Genomic DNA, 17,197 nt, shown 5'->3' on the forward strand with positions numbered 1-17,197 from the left:
CCGTCGACAGCGCTATCTTGGCTGCCGGGTGCCTGGTTATCTAGGGCCCTTCGAGGTAGGCGGTCATGGAGCCGGCCAGCAGCAGAGCGATCAAGTCCGCCTGGCGATGGGTATCGGTCTTCTGGAACAGGTTGCGCAGGTGGAAGGCCACGGTCGTGGGGGAGACGCCCATCTGGTCGGCAATTTCCTCGGAGCGCAAACCCTCCAGCAGCGCCATGGCGATACGGGATTCGGTGGGGGTCAGCCCGAAGAGACTGGCCAGTATGCCGCGTGGCAGCGGCAATCGTTGATCCGGCGCCGACAGGAGCACCACGACGCTGGCGTCTTCTCCTCCCGTTTCCCGTCCCTGCCCCAGCGCACAGATCAGGACCAGGAGCTCGTGGCTTCCCGGCAGATGAGGAAGGCGCAGGGAAAAGACCGGCTCCTCACCCCGGCGGCTGGCCTGGGTTGCCGATGCGATGCTTTCGCGCAGTCGTCGGGCCATGGCGCCCGTTGCCGAGAACCTCTTGTTGAGCTGCAGCGCATCACTCGCCTCGGCCAGCTGCCGGGCGCGCTGGTTGACGAAGGTGATATCGCCCTGGCTGTCGAGCAGCACCATGCCGGGTGCCACCAGGTTCAGAACGCGCGTTGCGGCGTGAAAGGCCTGCTGCGAGGCTTCCTGACGCAGGGTGCCCATGGCCTGGCGGAGTTCCTGGAGCTCGTGGTTGGACTTGTCGCGCATGCGTGACACCTGGCGCAGGCGGGCGCCGACGGTGGCCAGCAGCAGGTCGTAGTCGATGGGCTTGACCAGGTAGTCATCGGCGCCAAGCCGCTTGCCCTCGACCACTTCCTGAGGGTCCGAGAGGGCGGTCAGAAACACGAAGGGGGTATCGGCCAGGTGCGGCCGGTGTTCCCGAACGGCGTCGAGTACCCCATAGCCGTTAAGGCCGGGCATGTTGATATCGCACAGGATCAGGTCCGGGGTGCAGGCATCCATCTGCTGCAGGGTGGCTTCACCGTCGGCCGCCTCGAGCACCGCATAGCCGGACTCTTTGAGTTCGTCGCAGATATCGGCACGCAGGTCTTCCTGATCCTCGGCGCAGAGAATCAACGGTGGGCGGGACGAGGGCTCATTGTGCATCATCGCGGTTCTCCCTGGCATCGGCGGCGGGCAGTCGCAGCGTGAAGGTGGTGCCCTCACCGGGAGTGGAATGCACCGTCACGTCGCCTTTCTGTATGCGGGCCAGGTGCCGGGCGATATTCAACCCCAGGCCGGTGCCATCGGTACCCGCTGCATTGCTGCCGCGAAAGAAGCGTTCGAACAGCTGGGGTTGTTCGTCGACGGGAACGCCGGGACCGAAATCCCTGACGTGGCAGACCGCCTGGTTGCCTTCACGGGCGGTGGTGATGTGTACGGGGTGATCCTCGGGTGAGTACTTGAGGGCATTGCCGACCAGATTGGCCAACGCTTGCTCGGTCAGGGCGCGGTCACACCAGGCCCAGGGTTCCTCTGTGCCGCTGTGGCTCGATTGCAAGCGCTCCGTACCGGTGGCTTCGATTTGCAGGCGGCAGAAGTGGTCGACGATGCGCCACAATGAGTGGCGACCCAGGCCGGCCTCGACCTGCTTGCCGTCGATGCGGGCGGCGGTCAGTGAGGCCTCGACCAGGCGCGTCATCTGCGTCACGGCGTTGCGCAGTCGGCTGTAGCGTTCGCTGCGCTGGTCCGGGGTGAACTGGCGATGACGCCGCTGCAGTCGCTGCAGCCCCGAATCGATGACCGCCAGCGGCGTCCGGAACTGATGGGACACCATGGCCGCGAAGCTGCGGTAGAACTCGCTGACCCCGCGTTCACGGTCGAGTGCCTGGGAGAGGGCCTCGGCGGTCTGACGGTAGCGATAGATGTGACGCTCTACCTCGTCCTCCAGGCGATCGCGATGGTCGATCAGTTCGCGCTGGGCCGCACGCCGCTGACGCAGCGCGATGACCAGCAGCATGACCAGTATCAGACCGCTCAGTCCGATGCCGATGATGGAGGCGATGACCTGTCCGAGGCTGCGGCGATAGGTATCCAGGCGTGCGCCGGTGCTCTCCCACTCGGCCATCATCACCTTGTTGGCGATACGGTTGAGATTGGCCATTAGAGGATCCAGGTGAGGCGAGAGCTGCGCGGGGGCAAAGCGGGCCTCCCCCTCGGTGGTCGTGACGGTGTCACGCAAGGCCTGCATCTGGGTCAGGGCGTCGTCCAGGTGCGTATTCATGCCTTCGGCCGCCAGGTAACGGCGCTGTGGCCCGTCATCCATCAGTGACAGGCGACTGGTCAGGATATCCAGGCGCAACTCGGGATCTTCGCTGCTGTCGCCCAGCGCTCGGCGGTTGACGGCCTGGTCCAGGCGGTGAGTGGCCACCTGTGCCTGGGTAACGACCCAGAGCATGTTTTCGTCCACATTGACACGCATGGCCAGCTCTACCTGGGCCAGGCGAACCAGGGCGAAGGCCAGAAAGGCGGTCAGGGCCACGATCACCAGGCTGGGGATCGCATAGGCCGGCACGGCACGTAACTTGGCCATTACTCGACCTCGAGTCGATATAGCTGCCAGACCCAGCGATAGTCATAACGGATGTCCTGCAGCTCGGTGTGAGCGTCCCGCGGATAGACGATCCACAACGGCCCCTTGCCACGACGGCTGAGAGGTTTCCCGTTCATCGTATCGGCCAGGATGACGTCATAGTCGTAGAAGTTCTCGATGGGAATCTCGGCCAGGTAGTCGTTGAGGCCCAGGGCGGTCACCGTCTCGCCTTCTGCCTTCACGGCATCCAGCAGCTCCCGCGCCAGAACACCCTCGAACGTCTGCGGACCGTGGGTCACGCTGGTGTGGGTCGTCAGTTGCTCGCGGGGAAGGGTGGCCAGCATTCGTGCATCCAGGTGGACCTCGTCATCGTGGTTGGTCAGGCCGATATCACCGGCCACTATCAACACAGCGTTATCGTCGAGAGGGGGGAACGGGGATTCGGTGGCCCAGACCGTTAACGGCGTGAGCAGCAACGTAGCCAATAGAAGGCGGCATCGTATCGGTATCACCTGGACGTCTCCCTTGCGGTCGCCCTGCTTGTCACTGTAGCCCGTCGGGAGTGATGGCGACCCCCTTCATACAAAGGGGTCACAGACGGCGCCAGGACGCTAGGGTAGAGGCTGGCAACTGGTGCCAAGCGGGCCTGGTAACCGTGACCCCGAATGACCTGTACTCAGCCACCCTAGCATGTTGCCGCGCCGGTAGTGGGTCAGGACAAACGAAACCACCTTGATAGCCGTGAAACCACTGCCTGGCGGGTGGTCAAGGCGAGGAGCCAAGACGATGACGGACAGAGCACTGCGACAGCCCGATACGCGAGAACGCGTTCAGCAGCTGGGCTACCTGCTCAAGAACACGCTGAGCCTGGTCGGACGTGACCCCGGGATACTCAGGCCCTGGGTGCGCATGAGCCTGTATGCGGTCGTCATGACCAGTCTGTTCTTTATCAGCGTGATTGCGCTATGGGGAGGCAGCGGGAGCATCGGTTCGTTGGCGCTGCTGCTGTGTCTTGTCCTGTTCGTCTACAAGCATTTTTATTACACCCGGCAGGAGTTGCGTCAGAGCTGGCTGGTGAGCGGGGCCCTTCAGGGGCAGCAGCGCACGGCTGCCGAGGCAGGGGCGCGTGTGAAGACACTCAAGGGCTCCGCACGGGGTATCGCCCTGATCGATATCCTGCTCGGTGGCATGTTGAGCTGGGCCCTGCGTTCCGGCCCGGGCAACGCCCTGATGACGCTTCTGCTCAAGGGGGTCGGCGAGGCATGGGATCTGGTCAACCACTATCTGCTGCCCTCGGTCGTCATCGATGGTCACGGCATTCGCGACAGTGTCTCGCGGATGCCCAGGCTCAAGGAGAGCGTGCCCGAGACCCTGGTGGGTGTCTTCGGGATCGACATCGCGGCAAAGGCGGTGGGCACCATCATGTTTCCGGTCTATGCGCTGATGGTGATCCTGGGGTTGATTGTCGGCATCTGGATGGGAGATCCCCAGTCGGCCTACTACATCGGGAATCCCCTGGAGGGCACCAGCCTGGCCGGCTCCGGGCCGCTGCCGGAAAGCCTGCATATCACGGTATTACCCATACTGATCGCCCTGTGGATGGCCAAGCTGGCGGGCGTGGTGCTCGAGCGCATGGCGGGCTCGGTCAAGGTGGTCTACTTCTCGATCTTCTACATGCGTATCACCCACCCCGATGACATCGTCGATGATATCCGTGACGAACTGGAGGCCTACCTGCGCCTCGAGGCCCGAAACCCTGATCCGGTGGCATCGCCTGGACCCCGGCAGGCGTAGCGACACCGGTTTTCGACAGAGGAGGAAGTACCATGTGGGATTTTCGGATTGGGCAGGCGCTGGGCCTGATGCTGCGTACGTTGCCCTTCATTCTCTTTCGGATGCTCGTCTACTTCGGCGTGGCCCTGGCCTATGTGCTGATGACCGCGGCAGGCGCCGGCGTCGGCTGGGGCATCGGTGGAATGGGCGATGAGGGCTTTCGCGCCGCGAGTACCTTCTGGGGTGGCCTGGCCGGCTTCGGCATCGTCGGTGCCGTCATGTATGTGCTTCGGGAATACCTGCTCTATATGGTCAAGGCCGGGCATATCGCCGTGCTGGTGGAGCTGCTCGAGGGCGATACGCTGCCCGGTGGCAAGGGGCAGATCCAGTATGCCGGCGGCGTGGTCAAGGAACGTTTCGGGCAGGCCAGCCTGCTGTTTGCCATGGACCAGCTGATCAAGGGGACGCTGCGTAGCCTCACCGGGCTGTTTCGTACATTGTTCCGACTACTGCCGATTCCCGGGGCGCAGTCGGTTCTGCGGGTGGTGGAGGCCTTTCTGCGCATGGCGGTGGGCTTTATCGACGAGGTGATCCTGGCCTATTGCCTGCGGACTCGCAGCGACAACGCCTGGGAAGGCTCCCGCGAGGCATTGGTGCTGTACGGTCAGAACGTCAAGCCAATGCTCAAGAATGCGGCCTGGCTGACGTTGATCGTCTATGGCCTGTTGTTGGTGATCTTCCTGATCCTCCTGGGGCCTGCCGCGCTGGTGGCCTACCTGATACCCGGCGGCTGGTCGGCCACCGGTGTCGTGGTGGCGTTGATCTTCGCCTGGAGCATCAAGGCCGCGCTGCTGGAGCCCTTCGCGGTGATCTGCATGATGCAGGCCTACTTCAAGACGATCGAGGGGCAGCAGCCTGATCCCGAATGGGATGCTCGCCTGGAAGGCATGTCGAAGAAGTTCCGCAAACTCAAGGAGAAGGCGGGGGAAGTCGGGGCCTCGGCGGAGGACGACAAGAGCGGCTTGCCGCAACACTGAGGCAAGGAAGAGGCCGCCGCCTGGCCAGGGCGGCGGTTTTCTGATTTCAGGGCTTCAGCCGGTAGCCGGTGCGAAAGATCCAGGCCACCACCGAGAGCGCCGCGGCCAGGAAGAGCATGATCATCCCCAGGCTGATCAGCGGACTGACGTCGCTGATGCCGTAGAAGCTCCAGCGAAAGCCGCTGACCAGGTAGACCACCGGATTGGCCAGGGTCACCGCCTGCCAGAAGGGCGGCAGCATATCGATGGAGTAGAAGGTGCCGCCGAGGAAGGTAAGCGGCGTGATCACCAGCAGCGGCACCAGCTGCAGCTTCTCGAAGCCATCGGCCCAGATGCCGATGATAAAGCCCAGCAGGCTGAACGTGGCCGCCGTCAGCACCAGAAACACCGCCATCATCAAGGGGTGTTCGATGGAGTAGGGCACGAAGAGCCTCGCCGTGATCAACACGATGATGCCCAGGATCAGCGACTTGCTGGCCGCCGCCCCGACATAGCCGGCGACGACCTCCCAGTAGGACATGGGAGCCGAGAGCACTTCGTAGATGGTGCCCGAAAAGCGGGGAAAGAAGATCCCGAAGGAGGCATTGGAGACGCTCTGGGTCAGCAGCATCAACATGATCAGGCCCGGCACGATAAAGGCGCCGTAGCTCACCCCGTTCACTTCGCTGATCCGGCTGCCGATGGCGGAACCGAACACCACGAAATACAGCGACGTGGAGAGCACCGGCGAAACGATACTCTGCAGCACGGTGCGCAGGCTGCGGGCCATCTCCGCGCGATAGAGGGTCTTCACGGATTCGAGGTTCACGCGGCCTCCTTGACCAGATTGACGAAGATCTCCTCCAGGGAGCTCTGGCGAGTGTGGAGATCCTTGACGGCAATGCCCGCGGCCTCGAGGTCGGCGAGTAGCCTGGCGATGCCGGTATCGTCGCCGTCCGCCTCGGCGTCATAGGCGTAGACCAGGGCATGGCCGTCTTCGGTCAGCGTCAGGCGGTGTTGCGACAGCGTCGGCGGCACGCCATCCAGGGGGTCGCGAAGGTGGAGGGTGAGCTCCTTGCGTCCCAGCTGCTGCATCAGCGCCTGTTTATCCTCTACCAGTACCAGCTCACCGGCGCGGATGACCCCGATGCGGTCGGCCATCTCCTCGGCCTCCTCGATATAGTGAGTGGTCAGGATGATGGTCACGCCGCTGTCGCGCAGCTGGCGTACCACCTCCCACATGTCGCGGCGCAGGGCGACGTCGACGCCGGCGGTGGGTTCGTCGAGGAACAGGATTTCCGGTTCGTGGGCCAGCGCCTTGGCGATCAGCACGCGGCGCTTCATGCCCCCCGAGAGCGTGATCAGGCGGTTGTTGCGCTTTTCCCACAGCGACAGCGAGCGCAGGACCTTCTCGATATGGGCCGGATCCCTGGGCTTGCCGAACAGCCCCCGGCTGAAGCTCACCGTGTCCCACACCCGGATAAAGGCGTCGTTGGTCAGCTCCTGGGGCACCAGGCCGATGCGGGCCCTGGCCTGGCGGAATTGGCGCACATTGTCATAGCCATCGATCAAGACCCGGCCATGAGTGGGGTTGACCAGCCCACAGATCACGCTGATCAGGGTGGTCTTGCCCGCCCCGTTGGGGCCGAGCAAGGCCAGGATCTCGCCGCGATGAATATCGAGGTCGATATCCTTGAGCGCCTCGAAGCCGCCGGCAAAGGTCTTGCCCAGTCCCTCGATGCGAATGACCCGGGCATCCTGGGCATCACTCAAGGGTGATGTCCCCGTCGAAGTTCAGCGTCAGATCTATGCCGTCGACCGTCACGCTGACCCGCGCCGGCAGATGCTCGTCACCCTTGAGGCTGCCCGCATCGATCGCCTGCTGTACGGCCTTCTCGATCTCCTGCTGAGTATTGACGCCCACGTTCTTGAGCAGCTTGCGAATGCTGTGCTGGAAAGCGTCCTGATTCATGGTGGAGCTCCTTTAGCAAGAAGGGATGAATCCTCATCCTACCGCGACTGGCTGTCACTGTCGCGGTGCAGAAGGGGACTGTCCCAGGGGGATCGGGACAAAAAAAGCGCCCCGTGAGGGGCGCTTCGGCCATCGGCTCCGGCCACCGCGGACGGCGGCCTACGATGTTGCGAGCATCGGAGTCGAACCTGAGGGTGTCAAAACGCCGACAATCAGGCTTCTTCGGCGATCGGAATCACGTTGGAAGCGGCGTTCTGATACTCCTCGATCTCGTGGAAGTTCATGTAACGATAAATCTCGCCGGCCATGGCGTCGAATTCGCTCATATAACGGCGATATTCGTCGACGCTGGGCAGGCGACCTTCCACGGCGGCCACGGCCGCGAGTTCCGCGGAGGCGAGGTAGACGTTGGCACCATCGCCCAGGCGGTTCGGGAAGTTACGGGTCGAGGTGGAGACCACGGTGCTCTTGGCGGCGACGCGGGCCTGGTTACCCATGCACAGCGAGCAGCCAGGCATTTCCATGCGGGCCCCGGCACGGCCATAGATGCCGTAGTAGCCTTCCTCGGTCAGCTGGTGTTGGTCCATCTTGGTGGGCGGTGCCAGCCACAGCTTGGTCTTCAGGCTGCCGGCGGGCTGCTTCTCGAGCAGCTTGCCCGCGGCACGGAAGTGACCGATGTTGGTCATGCACGAGCCGATGAACACCTCGTCGATGGTCTCGCCGGCCACGTCGGACAGCAGGCGAGCGTCGTCCGGGTCGTTGGGCGCACACAGCACGGGCTGGTCGAGCTCATCGAGATCGATCTCGATGATTTCGGCGTACTCGGCGTCCTTGTCGGCGCGCATCAGGCTCGGGTTGGCCAGCCATTCTTCCATGCCCTGGATGCGGCGCTCGATGGTGCGGCGGTCGCCGTAGCCATTGCCGATCATCCACTTGAGCAGGGTAATGTTGGACTTGAGATACTCGCTCACGCTGTCCTCGGACAGGGTGATGGTGCAGCCCGCGGCACTGCGCTCGGCCGAGGCGTCGGAGAGCTCGAAGGCCTGCTCGACGGTGAGGTCCTCGAGGCCCTCGATCTCCAGTACGCGGCCGGAGAAGGCGTTCTTCTTGCCGGACTTCTCGACGGTCAGCAGGCCGTCCTTGATCGCGTAGTAGGGGATGGCGTGGACCAGGTCACGCAGGGTGACGCCGGGCTGGCGCTTGCCCTTGAAGCGCACCAGCACGGATTCCGGCATGTCCAGCGGCATCACGCCGGTGGCGGCGGCGAAGGCCACCAGGCCGGAGCCGGCCGGGAAGGAAATGCCCAGCGGGAAGCGCGTGTGGGAGTCGCCGCCGGTGCCCACGGTGTCGGGCAGCAGCATGCGGTTCAGCCAGCTGTGAATGATGCCGTCGCCCGGACGCAGCGAGACGCCGCCGCGGTTCATGATGAAGTCGGGCAGGGTGTGGTGGGTGTCCACATCGACCGGCTTCGGGTAGGCCGCGGTGTGGCAGAAGGACTGCATCACCAGGTCGGCCTGGAAGCCCAGGCAGGCCAGGTCCTTGAGCTCGTCGCGGGTCATCGGACCGGTGGTGTCCTGGGAGCCCACGGTGGCCATCTTCGGCTCGCAGTACATGCCGGGGCGCACGCCCTCCATGTCGCACGCCTTGCCGACCATCTTCTGGGCCAGGGTGAAGCCCTTGCCGGTATCGGCGGGCTGCTCGGGCAGACGGAAGACATCCGAGGCCGGCAGGCCCAGGGACTCGCGGGCCTTGGTGGTCAGGCCGCGGCCGATGATCAGGGGGATACGGCCGCCGGCACGCACCTCGTCCAGGATCAGCTGGGTCTTGAGTGCGAAGGTGGTCAGCACCTCATCGGTGCCGTGCTTGCACACCTTGCCTTCATAGGGATAGACATCGATGACGTCGCCCATCTCGAGCTTCTCGACGTCCATCTCCACGGGCAGGGCGCCGGAGTCTTCCATGGTGTTGAAGAAGATCGGGGCGATCTTGCCGCCGAAGCAGAAGCCACCGGCGCGCTTGTTCGGCACGTTGGGGATATCGTCGCCGAAGAACCACAGCACGGAGTTGGTGGCAGACTTGCGCGAGGAGCCGGTGCCGACCACATCGCCGACGTAGGCCACCGGGAACCCCTTGGCCTTGACGTCCTCGATCTGCTTGAGCGGGCCCTTGACGCCCTGTTCTTCGGGCTCGATGCCGTCGCGCTCGTTCTTGAGCATGGCGTTGGCGTGCACCGGGATATCGGGGCGCGACCAGGCATCCGGGGCCGGGGAGAGGTCATCGGTGTTGGTCTCGCCGGGCACCTTGAACACGGTCAGGGTGATCTTCTCTTCAAGCGCCGGCTTGGAAAGGAACCATTCGGCATCGGCCCAGGACTGGATGACGTCCTTGGCCACGGCGTTGCCTGCGCGGGCGCGCTCTTCCACATCGTGGAAGGCATCGAACATCAACAGGGTGTGCTTGAGCTGCTCGCCCACTTCCTTGGCCAGGTCGGCATCGTCGAGCAGTTCGACCAGGGAGGCGATGTTGTAGCCGCCCTGCATGGTGCCCAGCAGCTTGACGGCATGGACCCTGTCGATCAGCGGCGACTCGGCCTCGCCCTTGGCGATGGCGGTCAGGAACGCGGCCTTGACGTAGGCGGCCTCATCGACACCCGGCGGTACACGGTTGGTCAGCAGGTCGAGGATAAACTCCTCTTCACCCGCCGGCGGCGTCTTCAGCAGCTCGACCAGGGCGGCGACCTGCTCGGCGTTCAGCGGCTTAGGCGGCACGCCTTCGGCGGCACGCTCCTCGACATGTTGGCGATAGGCTTCAAGCACGTTAGGGCCCTCATTACGTGTGGGGCCAGAGTGTCGCGACCCGGCGTAGACGTCACCGGAACAAGCCTCTGGCGCGTGGAACAGGGGCGAGATCCCCGTTTCAGATGGTCGCGATTCTACGCGAGACTGTCGACAATGTTAAGCGAAGCCCATGTTGCCGGGCCTTGTACTTTGGTCGGCGGGGTGTCCCTCTGCCCTCGTTGCCTCTTGCCTTGGGGACTTGCCTTGGGGACAGTCCCCCTACCCCCGGGGACAGTCCCCGGAGCTTCCGGAGGTTCCGTGGGCTAGAGCGGCAGGGGTAACTGGCGTCGGGCATCGGCTTCGACCAGGCGGGTGCCGACGCCGAGCAGGCGCACGGGGCGCCGGCCGCGCTGCCACGCCTGTTCCAGCAGCCGGGCGTAGTTGTCGGGGGAGGGCGCCAGGCCACGGCTTTCCAGGGTGGTCAGGCTGAAGTCATCGAAGCGCACCTTGATCACGATGCCGGCGAGTGCCGGATGGCCATGCCGAGCCAGACGCTCCTCCAGCTTCTCGCACAGCGGCGTCAGGGCCTCCCGGCAGTGGGCGAGGTCGGGCAAGTCCCGGGCGAAGGTGGTCTCCACGCTTATCGACTTGCGCTCTCGCTCGGCTTTGACGGGGCGGTCGTCGATGCCGCGGGCGAGCTCGAACAGGCGTCGGCCGAACTTGCCGAACTCGTCGACCAGCCGCTCTATGGGAAGCTCACGCAGTTCGGCGCAGGTGCCGATGCCCAGGGCATCCAGGCGAGCGCCGGTGGCCGGGCCGACCCCATGGAGCTTCTTGACCGACAGGGCGCTGACAAAGGCGTCGACCCGGTCCGGTGGTATCACCGTCAGGCCATCGGGCTTTTCCCAGTCACTGGCGATCTTGGCCAGGAACTTGCTGGAGGCCGCGCCCACCGAGACCGCAATACCGGTGCGCCTGAGGCTCTCCTGCTTGAGCCACCTGGCCATCCAGGTGGCGCTGCCGGAGAAGCGATCCACACCGGTCACGTCGAGAAAGGCCTCGTCCAGGGAGAGGGGTTCCACCAGCGGCGTCAGCTCATGGAAAATGGCCTGGATCTCGCGCGATACCTCGCGATACTTGTCGAAGTCCCCGCGCAGCAGGGTGAGATGAGGGCAGAGGCGCAGGGCTCGGGCCGTGGGCATGGCCGAATGGATGCCGAAGGCTCGGGCCGGGTAATTGCAGGTGGCAATCACCCCGCGCCGCTCGACGCTTCCGCCGATGGCCAGCGGAATGTCGCGCAGCGTCGGGTCGTCGCGCATCTCCACCGCCGCATAGAAGCAGTCGCAGTCGGCGTGGAGAATCTTGCGCTCAGGAGAGGGACTGGCCGTTACCGCCACGGATCACGCCAACGCCGACACCTTCGATCTCCAGCGGATCGTGTCGCAGATCCAGCTCGAGGGGGGCAAAGTCCGCATTTTCGGCCAGCAGGGTCACCCGGTGGCCCTTGCGCTCGAAGCGCTTGACCGTGACGTCGTCTTCCAGGCGTGCCACCACGATCTGGCCGTTGCGTACCCGGTCGGTGCGGTGCACCGCGAGCAGGTCGCCCTCCAGGATGCCGACATCCTTCATCGACAGGCCGCGAACGCGCAGCAGGTAGTCGGCGCGGGGCGTGAAATATTCCGGGGGCAGCGGGCAGTAGCGATCGATATGTTCGGCCGCCAGGACCGGGCTGCCGGCCGCCACCTCACCGATGATCGGCAGTTGCCGAGCGGAGGGTTCGTCGCCGTTGGCCTCGGCCTCCTGAGCCGGCAACCGAATGCCGCGTGACGTGCCGGAAATCATGCGGATGGCCCCCTTGCGTTCGAGGGCGCGAAGATGCTCCTCGGCGGCGTTGGGCGAGCGATATCCCATGGCTCGGGAAATCTCCGCCCGTGTCGGCGGGTAGCCGAGTTCCTGCATGGTCTTGACGATGAAATCGTAGACATTCTGTTGGCGCTGGGTCAGCGGGCGCGTCATGGGAACCTCCGGTGCGTAGAGCGTAGCGTATTGACCGAGTATACAGCATGACGTTCCATACAGTAATTCGGTTGAGCCTGACTGGAGTCCTTCCTCTGGAGCCCTTCCTCTGGGGTCAGACCCCTTTTTAGCAAAAAAGGGGTCTGACCCCGGAGGAGCGGCGAGTCGTTTCAAACGCTGCAGGAGGCCAGCGTTGAGCTAAAGCCTGCGGCTAGCGTAGAATTGACTTACGTTTCAAACAAATGTTTATAACTGGACGTTCCCCATGGCACAGAACGATACCGTTACCCGGATCCTCGATACCGCCGAGGTGTTGTTCGCGGAGCGCGGCTTCGCGGAGACATCGCTGCGCACCATTACCAGCAAGGCCAAGGTCAACCTGGCGGCGGTGAATTACCACTTCGGTTCCAAGAAGTCGTTGATTCAGGCGGTCTTCGCTCGCTATCTCGACCCCTTCACCGAGCGCTTTCACCGGGCGCTGGATGCCCTCGAGGCCCGGCATGGCGGCCAGGCCATCCCGCTGGAGGAGCTGCTCGAGACCCTGGCCGGCAGCGTGCTGGAGGTGCCGGCGGAGCGCAACAGCCTCAAGGTGTTCATGCGCTTGCTGGGGCTTGCCTACAGCCAGGCACAGGGCCATCTGCGTCGTTATATCCAGGAGGAATACGGGGGCGTCTTTACCCGCTTCACCGCGCTGATTCGCGTGGCGACTCCCGAGCTGCCCGACAGCGAGCGTTTCTGGCGCCTGCACTTCATGCTCGGCTCGGTGATCTTCACGTTCTCGGGGCTGGATGCGCTGCGTGATATTGCCGAGAAGGATTACGATGAACATGTCACGGTGCGCGATCTGGTGCGTCGACTGCGCCCCGTCGTGGTGGCCGCCATGCAGGCGCCACTGCCGCCGTCGGTCAACGCTCAGGAGGCCTGATCATGTCTCAAGCACAGTCCCCGGCCATGGGGCCGGTCATGCTGGATCTCGAGGGCACGCGGCTGACCGCCGATGAGCCCGATCTTCTACTGCGTCCCGAGGTGGGGGGCGTCATCCTCTTCGGCCGCAATGTGGAATCGGCCGGCCAGGTCCGGGAGCTGTGTGATGCCATCCGCCGGGTGCGACCCAACCTGTTGATCGGCATCGACCAGGAAGGCGGACGCGTTCAGCGCATTCGCGAGGGCGTGACCCGGTTGCCCAGCATGCGTCGCCTGGGAGGCGACGTGGCGCACCAGCCCGAAGCGACTCGTCGCCTGTGCCAGGATACCGGCTGGCTGCTGGGCATGGAGATGGCCGCCTGCGGGCTCGACATCACCTTCGCGCCGGTGCTCGACGTCGATGGTGGCACATCCACGGTTATCGCCGACCGTAGCTTCTCCAGCTCGCCCGAGACCGTCACGGCCCTGGCCGGTGCCTTTATCGACGGCCTCCACGAGGCCGGCATGATCGCGGTGGGCAAGCATTTTCCGGGGCACGGGGGGGTGACGGCCGACTCCCACCTCGAGCTGCCGGTGGACGACCGCGCCCTGGAGACCCTGCGCGACCATGACCTGGTACCCTTCAAGCACCTGGCCTCCCGGCTGGATGCCGTGATGCCCGCCCATGTCGTCTATTCGGCCTTCGATACACGCCCGGCCGGCTTCTCGCCCGCCTGGCTGGGCATGCTGCGTGAAAGCCTGGGCTTCAAGGGCGTGATCTTCTCGGATGACCTCAGCATGGCCGGTGCCGCCTCGGCGGGTTCGCCCGGCGAGCGTGCGCGAGCGGCCCTCGCGGCCGGTTGCGACATGCTGCTGGTCTGCAACGACCGTCAGGCGGCCCTGGAGGTGCTCGACGCCTGTGCCGAACACCGGCCCACGCCGCGCCTGGCGAAGCTGCGTTTCGCCCGGGCGCGTCCGGCGCTGGAGAGCCTCTCGGCGCTGTCGCGCTGGCGCCGCCTGCATGCCCACCTCGAAGCCATGGCATAACCCCGGCTAAGGGGGGCAGTCCCCCCACCCCACGGGGACAGTCCCCCTCAGGAGCGGGACAGTCCCCGATATTGACCAACCGCGAGACTTTGTAGATGACCAGACTCGATCCCGAGACCCATCAGTCGCTGACCGATATGCGCGAGCTGATGGCCAACGCCGACTGCCTGATCAGCCAGGAGGAAGTCGAGCTCGCCCTCGACCGCATGGCCGAGGCGATCACCCATGACCTGGGTGACAAGCTGCCGGTGTTCTATTGCGTGATGAATGGCGGGCTGATCACGACCGGCCACTTGTTGACCCGTCTCGGATTTCCGCTCGAGGTCGATTACCTCCACGCCACCCGCTATCGCGGCAAGACCCGTGGCGGGGAGCTGTTCTGGCGCGTTTCCCCCGAGATCCCCATGGCGGGACGCCATGTGGTGATCGTCGATGACATTCTCGATGAGGGTGCGACGCTGGCTGCCATTCTCGGCTACTGCCGCGAGGCGGGGGCGGCCAGCATCACCACGGCGGTGCTGGTCGACAAGCAGCACGACCGCAAGGCGGTCCCCGGTCTCAAGGCGGATTACTGCAGTCTGGAAGTCGCCGACCGCTATGTGTTCGGCTTCGGAATGGATATCGAGGGCTACTGGCGCAACGCCCCGGGGATCTTCGCGCCCAAGGGGATGTGATCGCCCCTGCGGGGCGAGCCTTACGTTGTACGCCGTACGCTATACGTAAACCCCGGGCATGCCCGGCCCCAGGGTGTTGCTTACAGCGTACAGCGTATGGCTTAAAGCTTCCGGCTCCCGGGCGAAGCCCGGGTCATAGCCCGAGCTCGTGGGTGGCTTCCTCGCGCATCTTGAACTTCTGGATCTTGCCGGTGACGGTCATCGGGAACTGGTCGACGAACTTCACATAGCGCGGCACCTTGTAGTGAGCGATCTTGCCCTTGCAGAAGGCCTTGAGCTCGTCTTCGGAGAGCTCCTGACCCTCGGTGAGCTTGACCCAGGCCATCACTTCCTCGCCGTACTTCTCGTCGGGAACGCCGATCACCTGAACGTCGGAGACGCCGGGGTGGGTGTACAGGAAGTCCTCGATCTCGCGTGGGTAGATGTTCTCGCCGCCGCGGATGATCATGTCCTTGATGCGCCCGACGATCGCCACATAGCCTTCATCATCCATGGTGGCGAGGTCACCGGTATGCATCCAGCCGCCGGCATCGATGGCCTTGGCGGTGGCCTCGGGGTTTTCCCAGTAGCCGAGCATGACGCTGTAGCCTCGGGTGCACAGCTCGCCGGTTTCGCCGCGGGGCACCACGGCGCCGGTGTCGGGACTGACCAGCTTGACCTCCTGGTGAGGATGGATGCTGCCCACGGTGGTGACGCGTTTCTCCAGCGGGGCGTCGGTCTGGGTCTGGAGGCTGACCGGGCTGGTCTCGGTCATGCCGTAGCAGATGGTGACGTCCTGCATGTTCATCTTGTCGATCACCTGCCGCATCACCTCGATGGGACAGATGGAGCCCGCCATGATGCCGGTGCGCAGGTGCGAGAGATCCACGTTCGCGAATTCCGGATGCTCCAGCTCGGCGATGAACATGGTGGGGACACCATAGAGGGTGGTGGCCTTCTCCTCGGATACCGCCGTGAGGGTCTGCTCGGGATCGAAGCCATCACCGGGATAGATCATGGTGGCGCCATGGGTCATGCAACCCAGGTTGCCCATCACCATGCCGAAGCAGTGATAGAGCGGTACCGGAATCACCATCCGGTCCTGGTCGGTGAGCGCGATGGTCCGCGCCACGAAGTAGCCGTTATTGAGGATGTTGTGGTGGGAAAGGGTGGCCCCCTTGGGCGCGCCGGTGGTTCCGGAGGTGTACTGAATGTTGATGGGGTCGTCGAACTGCAGGGTGGCCTGCACGTCCGCCAGGTGCTCGGCGGAGACCTCGTCGGCGTGAGCCAGCATCGACGGCCAGCTGAACATGCCGGTCAACGTGCGGTCGGCATCCAGGCAGATGACCCGCTTGAGCTCGGGGAGCCTGGCGCTCTTGAAGGTGCTCGGGCCGCCGTCTCGCAGCTCCGGGACCAGCTCGGCCAGGGTCGCCACATAATCGGAGGTCTTGAACATCCCCTGGAGGACGAGCGTCGAGGCGCCGGACTGCTTGAGGGCGTATTCCAGCTCATGGGTGCGATAGCTGGGATTGATATTGACCAGGATGGCGCCGATCTTCGCGGTGGCGAACTGGGTAATGGTCCACTCGGCGCAGTTGGGCGACCAGATGCCAACGCGATCTCCCTTCTTCACGCCAATGGCGAGCATGGCTCGAGCGGCCTGGTTCACGGTGGCCTGCAGCTCCTTCCAGGTGTAGCGCAGGCCCTGATGGCGGCTGATCAGGGCGTCGCCATTGGCAAAGCGATCCACCGTATCGTCGAAGCAATCACCGATGGTCTGGCCCTTGAGTGGGGTGTCGCTGATGCCGCTGACGTAGCTGATTGAATTGTATTGGCGTGTCATGAGCGTGTCTCGCGGTTGTTGCTGAATTGTTGGACGTTGGGGCATCACTGCCATGATCCTGGCGGATGTCCGACTCGGTCGGGTCAGTCGCCCAGGCCTTCCAGCACGTCCCGGGCGCGGCGTTCGACGTCGTCGAGTTCGAGCTGCATTAACCGAATATCCTCCAGCTGACGCTCCATATTGCGGCGCTTGTCGGTCAGGATCTCGATAAGACGCCGGAGTTGACGCCGGTTCCCGTCGGGCATGGCGTCATACATCATGACCACCTCGCGGATCTCGGCCAGCGAGAAGCCCAGCCGCTTGCCGCGTAGCGTCAGCTTGAGGCGTACGCGATCCTTCTCGTCGTAGATGCGCGTCTGGCCACGCCGCTCCGGGGCCAGCAGGCCCTCCTGCTCATAGAAGCGAATGGTGCGCGTGGTTACCTCGAACATCCTGGCCAATTCGCCGATGCTGTAGGTGCGTCGCTGACGAGGCAGTGGACCCGCCTTTTCGGTGGCAGAGAGTGGCGTGGAGGGTGTTTGAGTCATGGATGTCTTCCGTTTGTTATTGGCAAGCGGAGCGCTGCTCGCCCACCTGCAGTGAACACTAGCCGAGGTTGACGTTAACGTAAAGTGCTTGTTCGACCATGGGTTGATATGGGATAAACCAAGC

General features: G+C 64.2%; 16 protein-coding genes. 5 read left to right on the forward strand and 11 right to left on the reverse strand.

All coding sequences use genetic code 11. The features are described from left to right. Window positions 1-40: 40 nt before the first annotated feature. From Q358_RS0104925 to Q358_RS0104935, 3 genes are read right to left on the reverse strand one after another with little or no spacing between them, the layout of a single operon-like run. Entirely contained in the window at window positions 41-1,123 is a 1,083-nt protein-coding gene (locus Q358_RS0104925; RefSeq protein ID WP_027961035.1) for a response regulator, read from the reverse strand. Next, window positions 1,110-2,546: a sensor histidine kinase gene (locus Q358_RS0104930; RefSeq protein WP_051530178.1), complete on the reverse strand. Its 1,437-nt coding sequence runs from the start codon at window positions 2,544-2,546 to the stop codon at window positions 1,110-1,112. Before Q358_RS0104930 ends, Q358_RS0104925 begins: the two co-directional genes overlap by 14 nt. Then, complete coding sequence (locus Q358_RS0104935; RefSeq protein ID WP_245598272.1) at window positions 2,546-2,956, reverse strand: putative pterin-binding protein; 411 nt, start codon at window positions 2,954-2,956, stop codon at window positions 2,546-2,548. The genes Q358_RS0104930 and Q358_RS0104935 overlap by 1 nt, the downstream gene beginning before the upstream one ends. Window positions 2,957-3,332: 376 nt before the next feature. Here Q358_RS0104935 and Q358_RS16580 point away from each other — a divergent pair, with 376 nt between their 5' ends. Further along, complete coding sequence (locus Q358_RS16580) at window positions 3,333-4,340, forward strand: hypothetical protein (RefSeq protein ID WP_043487649.1); 1,008 nt, start codon at window positions 3,333-3,335, stop codon at window positions 4,338-4,340. Window positions 4,341-4,372: 32 nt separating this feature from the next. Beyond that, window positions 4,373-5,356 (forward strand): hypothetical protein, encoded by a 984-nt coding sequence (locus tag Q358_RS0104945; RefSeq protein ID WP_027961038.1) that lies wholly within the window; start codon window positions 4,373-4,375, stop codon window positions 5,354-5,356. 46 nt (window positions 5,357-5,402) lie between these two features. Here Q358_RS0104945 and Q358_RS0104950 read toward each other — a convergent pair whose 3' ends face one another. The 6 genes from Q358_RS0104950 to lexA all read right to left on the reverse strand — a co-directional run bounded on the left by Q358_RS0104950 (window position 5,403) and on the right by lexA (window position 12,100). After that, window positions 5,403-6,164: an ABC transporter permease gene (locus tag Q358_RS0104950; protein ID WP_027961039.1), complete on the reverse strand. Its 762-nt coding sequence runs from the start codon at window positions 6,162-6,164 to the stop codon at window positions 5,403-5,405. Next, window positions 6,161-7,108: an ABC transporter ATP-binding protein gene (locus tag Q358_RS0104955; RefSeq protein ID WP_027961040.1), complete on the reverse strand. Its 948-nt coding sequence runs from the start codon at window positions 7,106-7,108 to the stop codon at window positions 6,161-6,163. Before Q358_RS0104955 ends, Q358_RS0104950 begins: the two co-directional genes overlap by 4 nt. Continuing rightward, window positions 7,101-7,307: a DUF6494 family protein gene (locus Q358_RS0104960; protein WP_027961041.1), complete on the reverse strand. Its 207-nt coding sequence runs from the start codon at window positions 7,305-7,307 to the stop codon at window positions 7,101-7,103. Before Q358_RS0104960 ends, Q358_RS0104955 begins: the two co-directional genes overlap by 8 nt. Before the next feature lie 212 nt (window positions 7,308-7,519). Next, window positions 7,520-10,123 carry a bifunctional aconitate hydratase 2/2-methylisocitrate dehydratase gene (acnB, locus tag Q358_RS0104965; protein ID WP_027961042.1) on the reverse strand — a complete coding sequence of 868 codons (2,604 nt, stop codon included), beginning with the start codon at window positions 10,121-10,123 and terminating at the stop codon, window positions 7,520-7,522. A gap of 284 nt (window positions 10,124-10,407) precedes the next feature. Further along, entirely contained in the window at window positions 10,408-11,481 is a 1,074-nt protein-coding gene (dinB, locus tag Q358_RS0104970; protein ID WP_027961043.1) for a DNA polymerase IV, read from the reverse strand. Next, a complete protein-coding gene (gene lexA / locus Q358_RS0104975; protein ID WP_027961044.1) occupies window positions 11,453-12,100 on the reverse strand; it encodes a transcriptional repressor LexA in 648 nt (215 codons plus the stop codon). Before lexA ends, dinB begins: the two co-directional genes overlap by 29 nt. A gap of 265 nt (window positions 12,101-12,365) precedes the next feature. On the opposite strand from lexA, the gene Q358_RS0104980 reads away from it, so the two are divergent. From Q358_RS0104980 to Q358_RS0104990, 3 genes are all read left to right on the forward strand, one after another. Further along, window positions 12,366-13,025 (forward strand): TetR/AcrR family transcriptional regulator, encoded by a 660-nt coding sequence (locus Q358_RS0104980; protein ID WP_027961045.1) that lies wholly within the window; start codon window positions 12,366-12,368, stop codon window positions 13,023-13,025. 2 nt (window positions 13,026-13,027) lie between these two features. Then, window positions 13,028-14,050: a beta-N-acetylhexosaminidase gene (gene nagZ / locus Q358_RS0104985; protein WP_043487650.1), complete on the forward strand. Its 1,023-nt coding sequence runs from the start codon at window positions 13,028-13,030 to the stop codon at window positions 14,048-14,050. A gap of 95 nt (window positions 14,051-14,145) precedes the next feature. Further along, window positions 14,146-14,724: a hypoxanthine-guanine phosphoribosyltransferase gene (locus tag Q358_RS0104990; RefSeq protein ID WP_043487652.1), complete on the forward strand. Its 579-nt coding sequence runs from the start codon at window positions 14,146-14,148 to the stop codon at window positions 14,722-14,724. Window positions 14,725-14,857: 133 nt separating this feature from the next. Here the strand turns inward: Q358_RS0104990 and Q358_RS0104995 are convergent, their stop codons facing one another. Both Q358_RS0104995 and Q358_RS0105000 read right to left on the reverse strand, forming a co-directional pair. Continuing rightward, a complete protein-coding gene (locus Q358_RS0104995; protein ID WP_027961048.1) occupies window positions 14,858-16,546 on the reverse strand; it encodes an AMP-binding protein in 1,689 nt (562 codons plus the stop codon). 83 nt (window positions 16,547-16,629) lie between these two features. Next, window positions 16,630-17,073 (reverse strand): MerR family transcriptional regulator, encoded by a 444-nt coding sequence (locus Q358_RS0105000; RefSeq protein ID WP_051530179.1) that lies wholly within the window; start codon window positions 17,071-17,073, stop codon window positions 16,630-16,632. Between the last annotated feature and the right edge of the window lie 124 nt (window positions 17,074-17,197).

The sequence above is a fragment of the Halomonas halodenitrificans DSM 735 genome (assembly GCF_000620045.1).
Taxonomy (GTDB): Bacteria; Pseudomonadota; Gammaproteobacteria; order Pseudomonadales; family Halomonadaceae; genus Halomonas; species Halomonas halodenitrificans.

What these genes read in the sequence shown, in the direction of transcription:
- Q358_RS0104980 (WP_027961045.1), top strand. Translation starts at nt 12,366, where the DNA reads ATGGCACAGAACGATACCGTTACCCGGATCCTCGATACCGCCGAGGTG.
- nagZ (WP_043487650.1), top strand. Translation starts at nt 13,028, where the DNA reads ATGTCTCAAGCACAGTCCCCGGCCATGGGGCCGGTCATGCTGGATCTC.
- Q358_RS0104990 (WP_043487652.1), top strand. Translation starts at nt 14,146, where the DNA reads ATGACCAGACTCGATCCCGAGACCCATCAGTCGCTGACCGATATGCGC.
- Q358_RS0104960 (WP_027961041.1), bottom strand. Translation starts at nt 7,307, where the DNA reads ATGAATCAGGACGCTTTCCAGCACAGCATTCGCAAGCTGCTCAAGAAC.
- lexA (WP_027961044.1), bottom strand. Translation starts at nt 12,100, where the DNA reads ATGACGCGCCCGCTGACCCAGCGCCAACAGAATGTCTACGATTTCATC.
- Q358_RS16580 (WP_043487649.1), top strand. Translation starts at nt 3,333, where the DNA reads ATGACGGACAGAGCACTGCGACAGCCCGATACGCGAGAACGCGTTCAG.
- Q358_RS0105000 (WP_051530179.1), bottom strand. Translation starts at nt 17,073, where the DNA reads ATGACTCAAACACCCTCCACGCCACTCTCTGCCACCGAAAAGGCGGGT.
- Q358_RS0104925 (WP_027961035.1), bottom strand. Translation starts at nt 1,123, where the DNA reads ATGATGCACAATGAGCCCTCGTCCCGCCCACCGTTGATTCTCTGCGCC.
- Q358_RS0104945 (WP_027961038.1), top strand. Translation starts at nt 4,373, where the DNA reads ATGTGGGATTTTCGGATTGGGCAGGCGCTGGGCCTGATGCTGCGTACG.
- Q358_RS0104995 (WP_027961048.1), bottom strand. Translation starts at nt 16,546, where the DNA reads ATGACACGCCAATACAATTCAATCAGCTACGTCAGCGGCATCAGCGAC.
- Q358_RS0104930 (WP_051530178.1), bottom strand. Translation starts at nt 2,546, where the DNA reads ATGGCCAAGTTACGTGCCGTGCCGGCCTATGCGATCCCCAGCCTGGTG.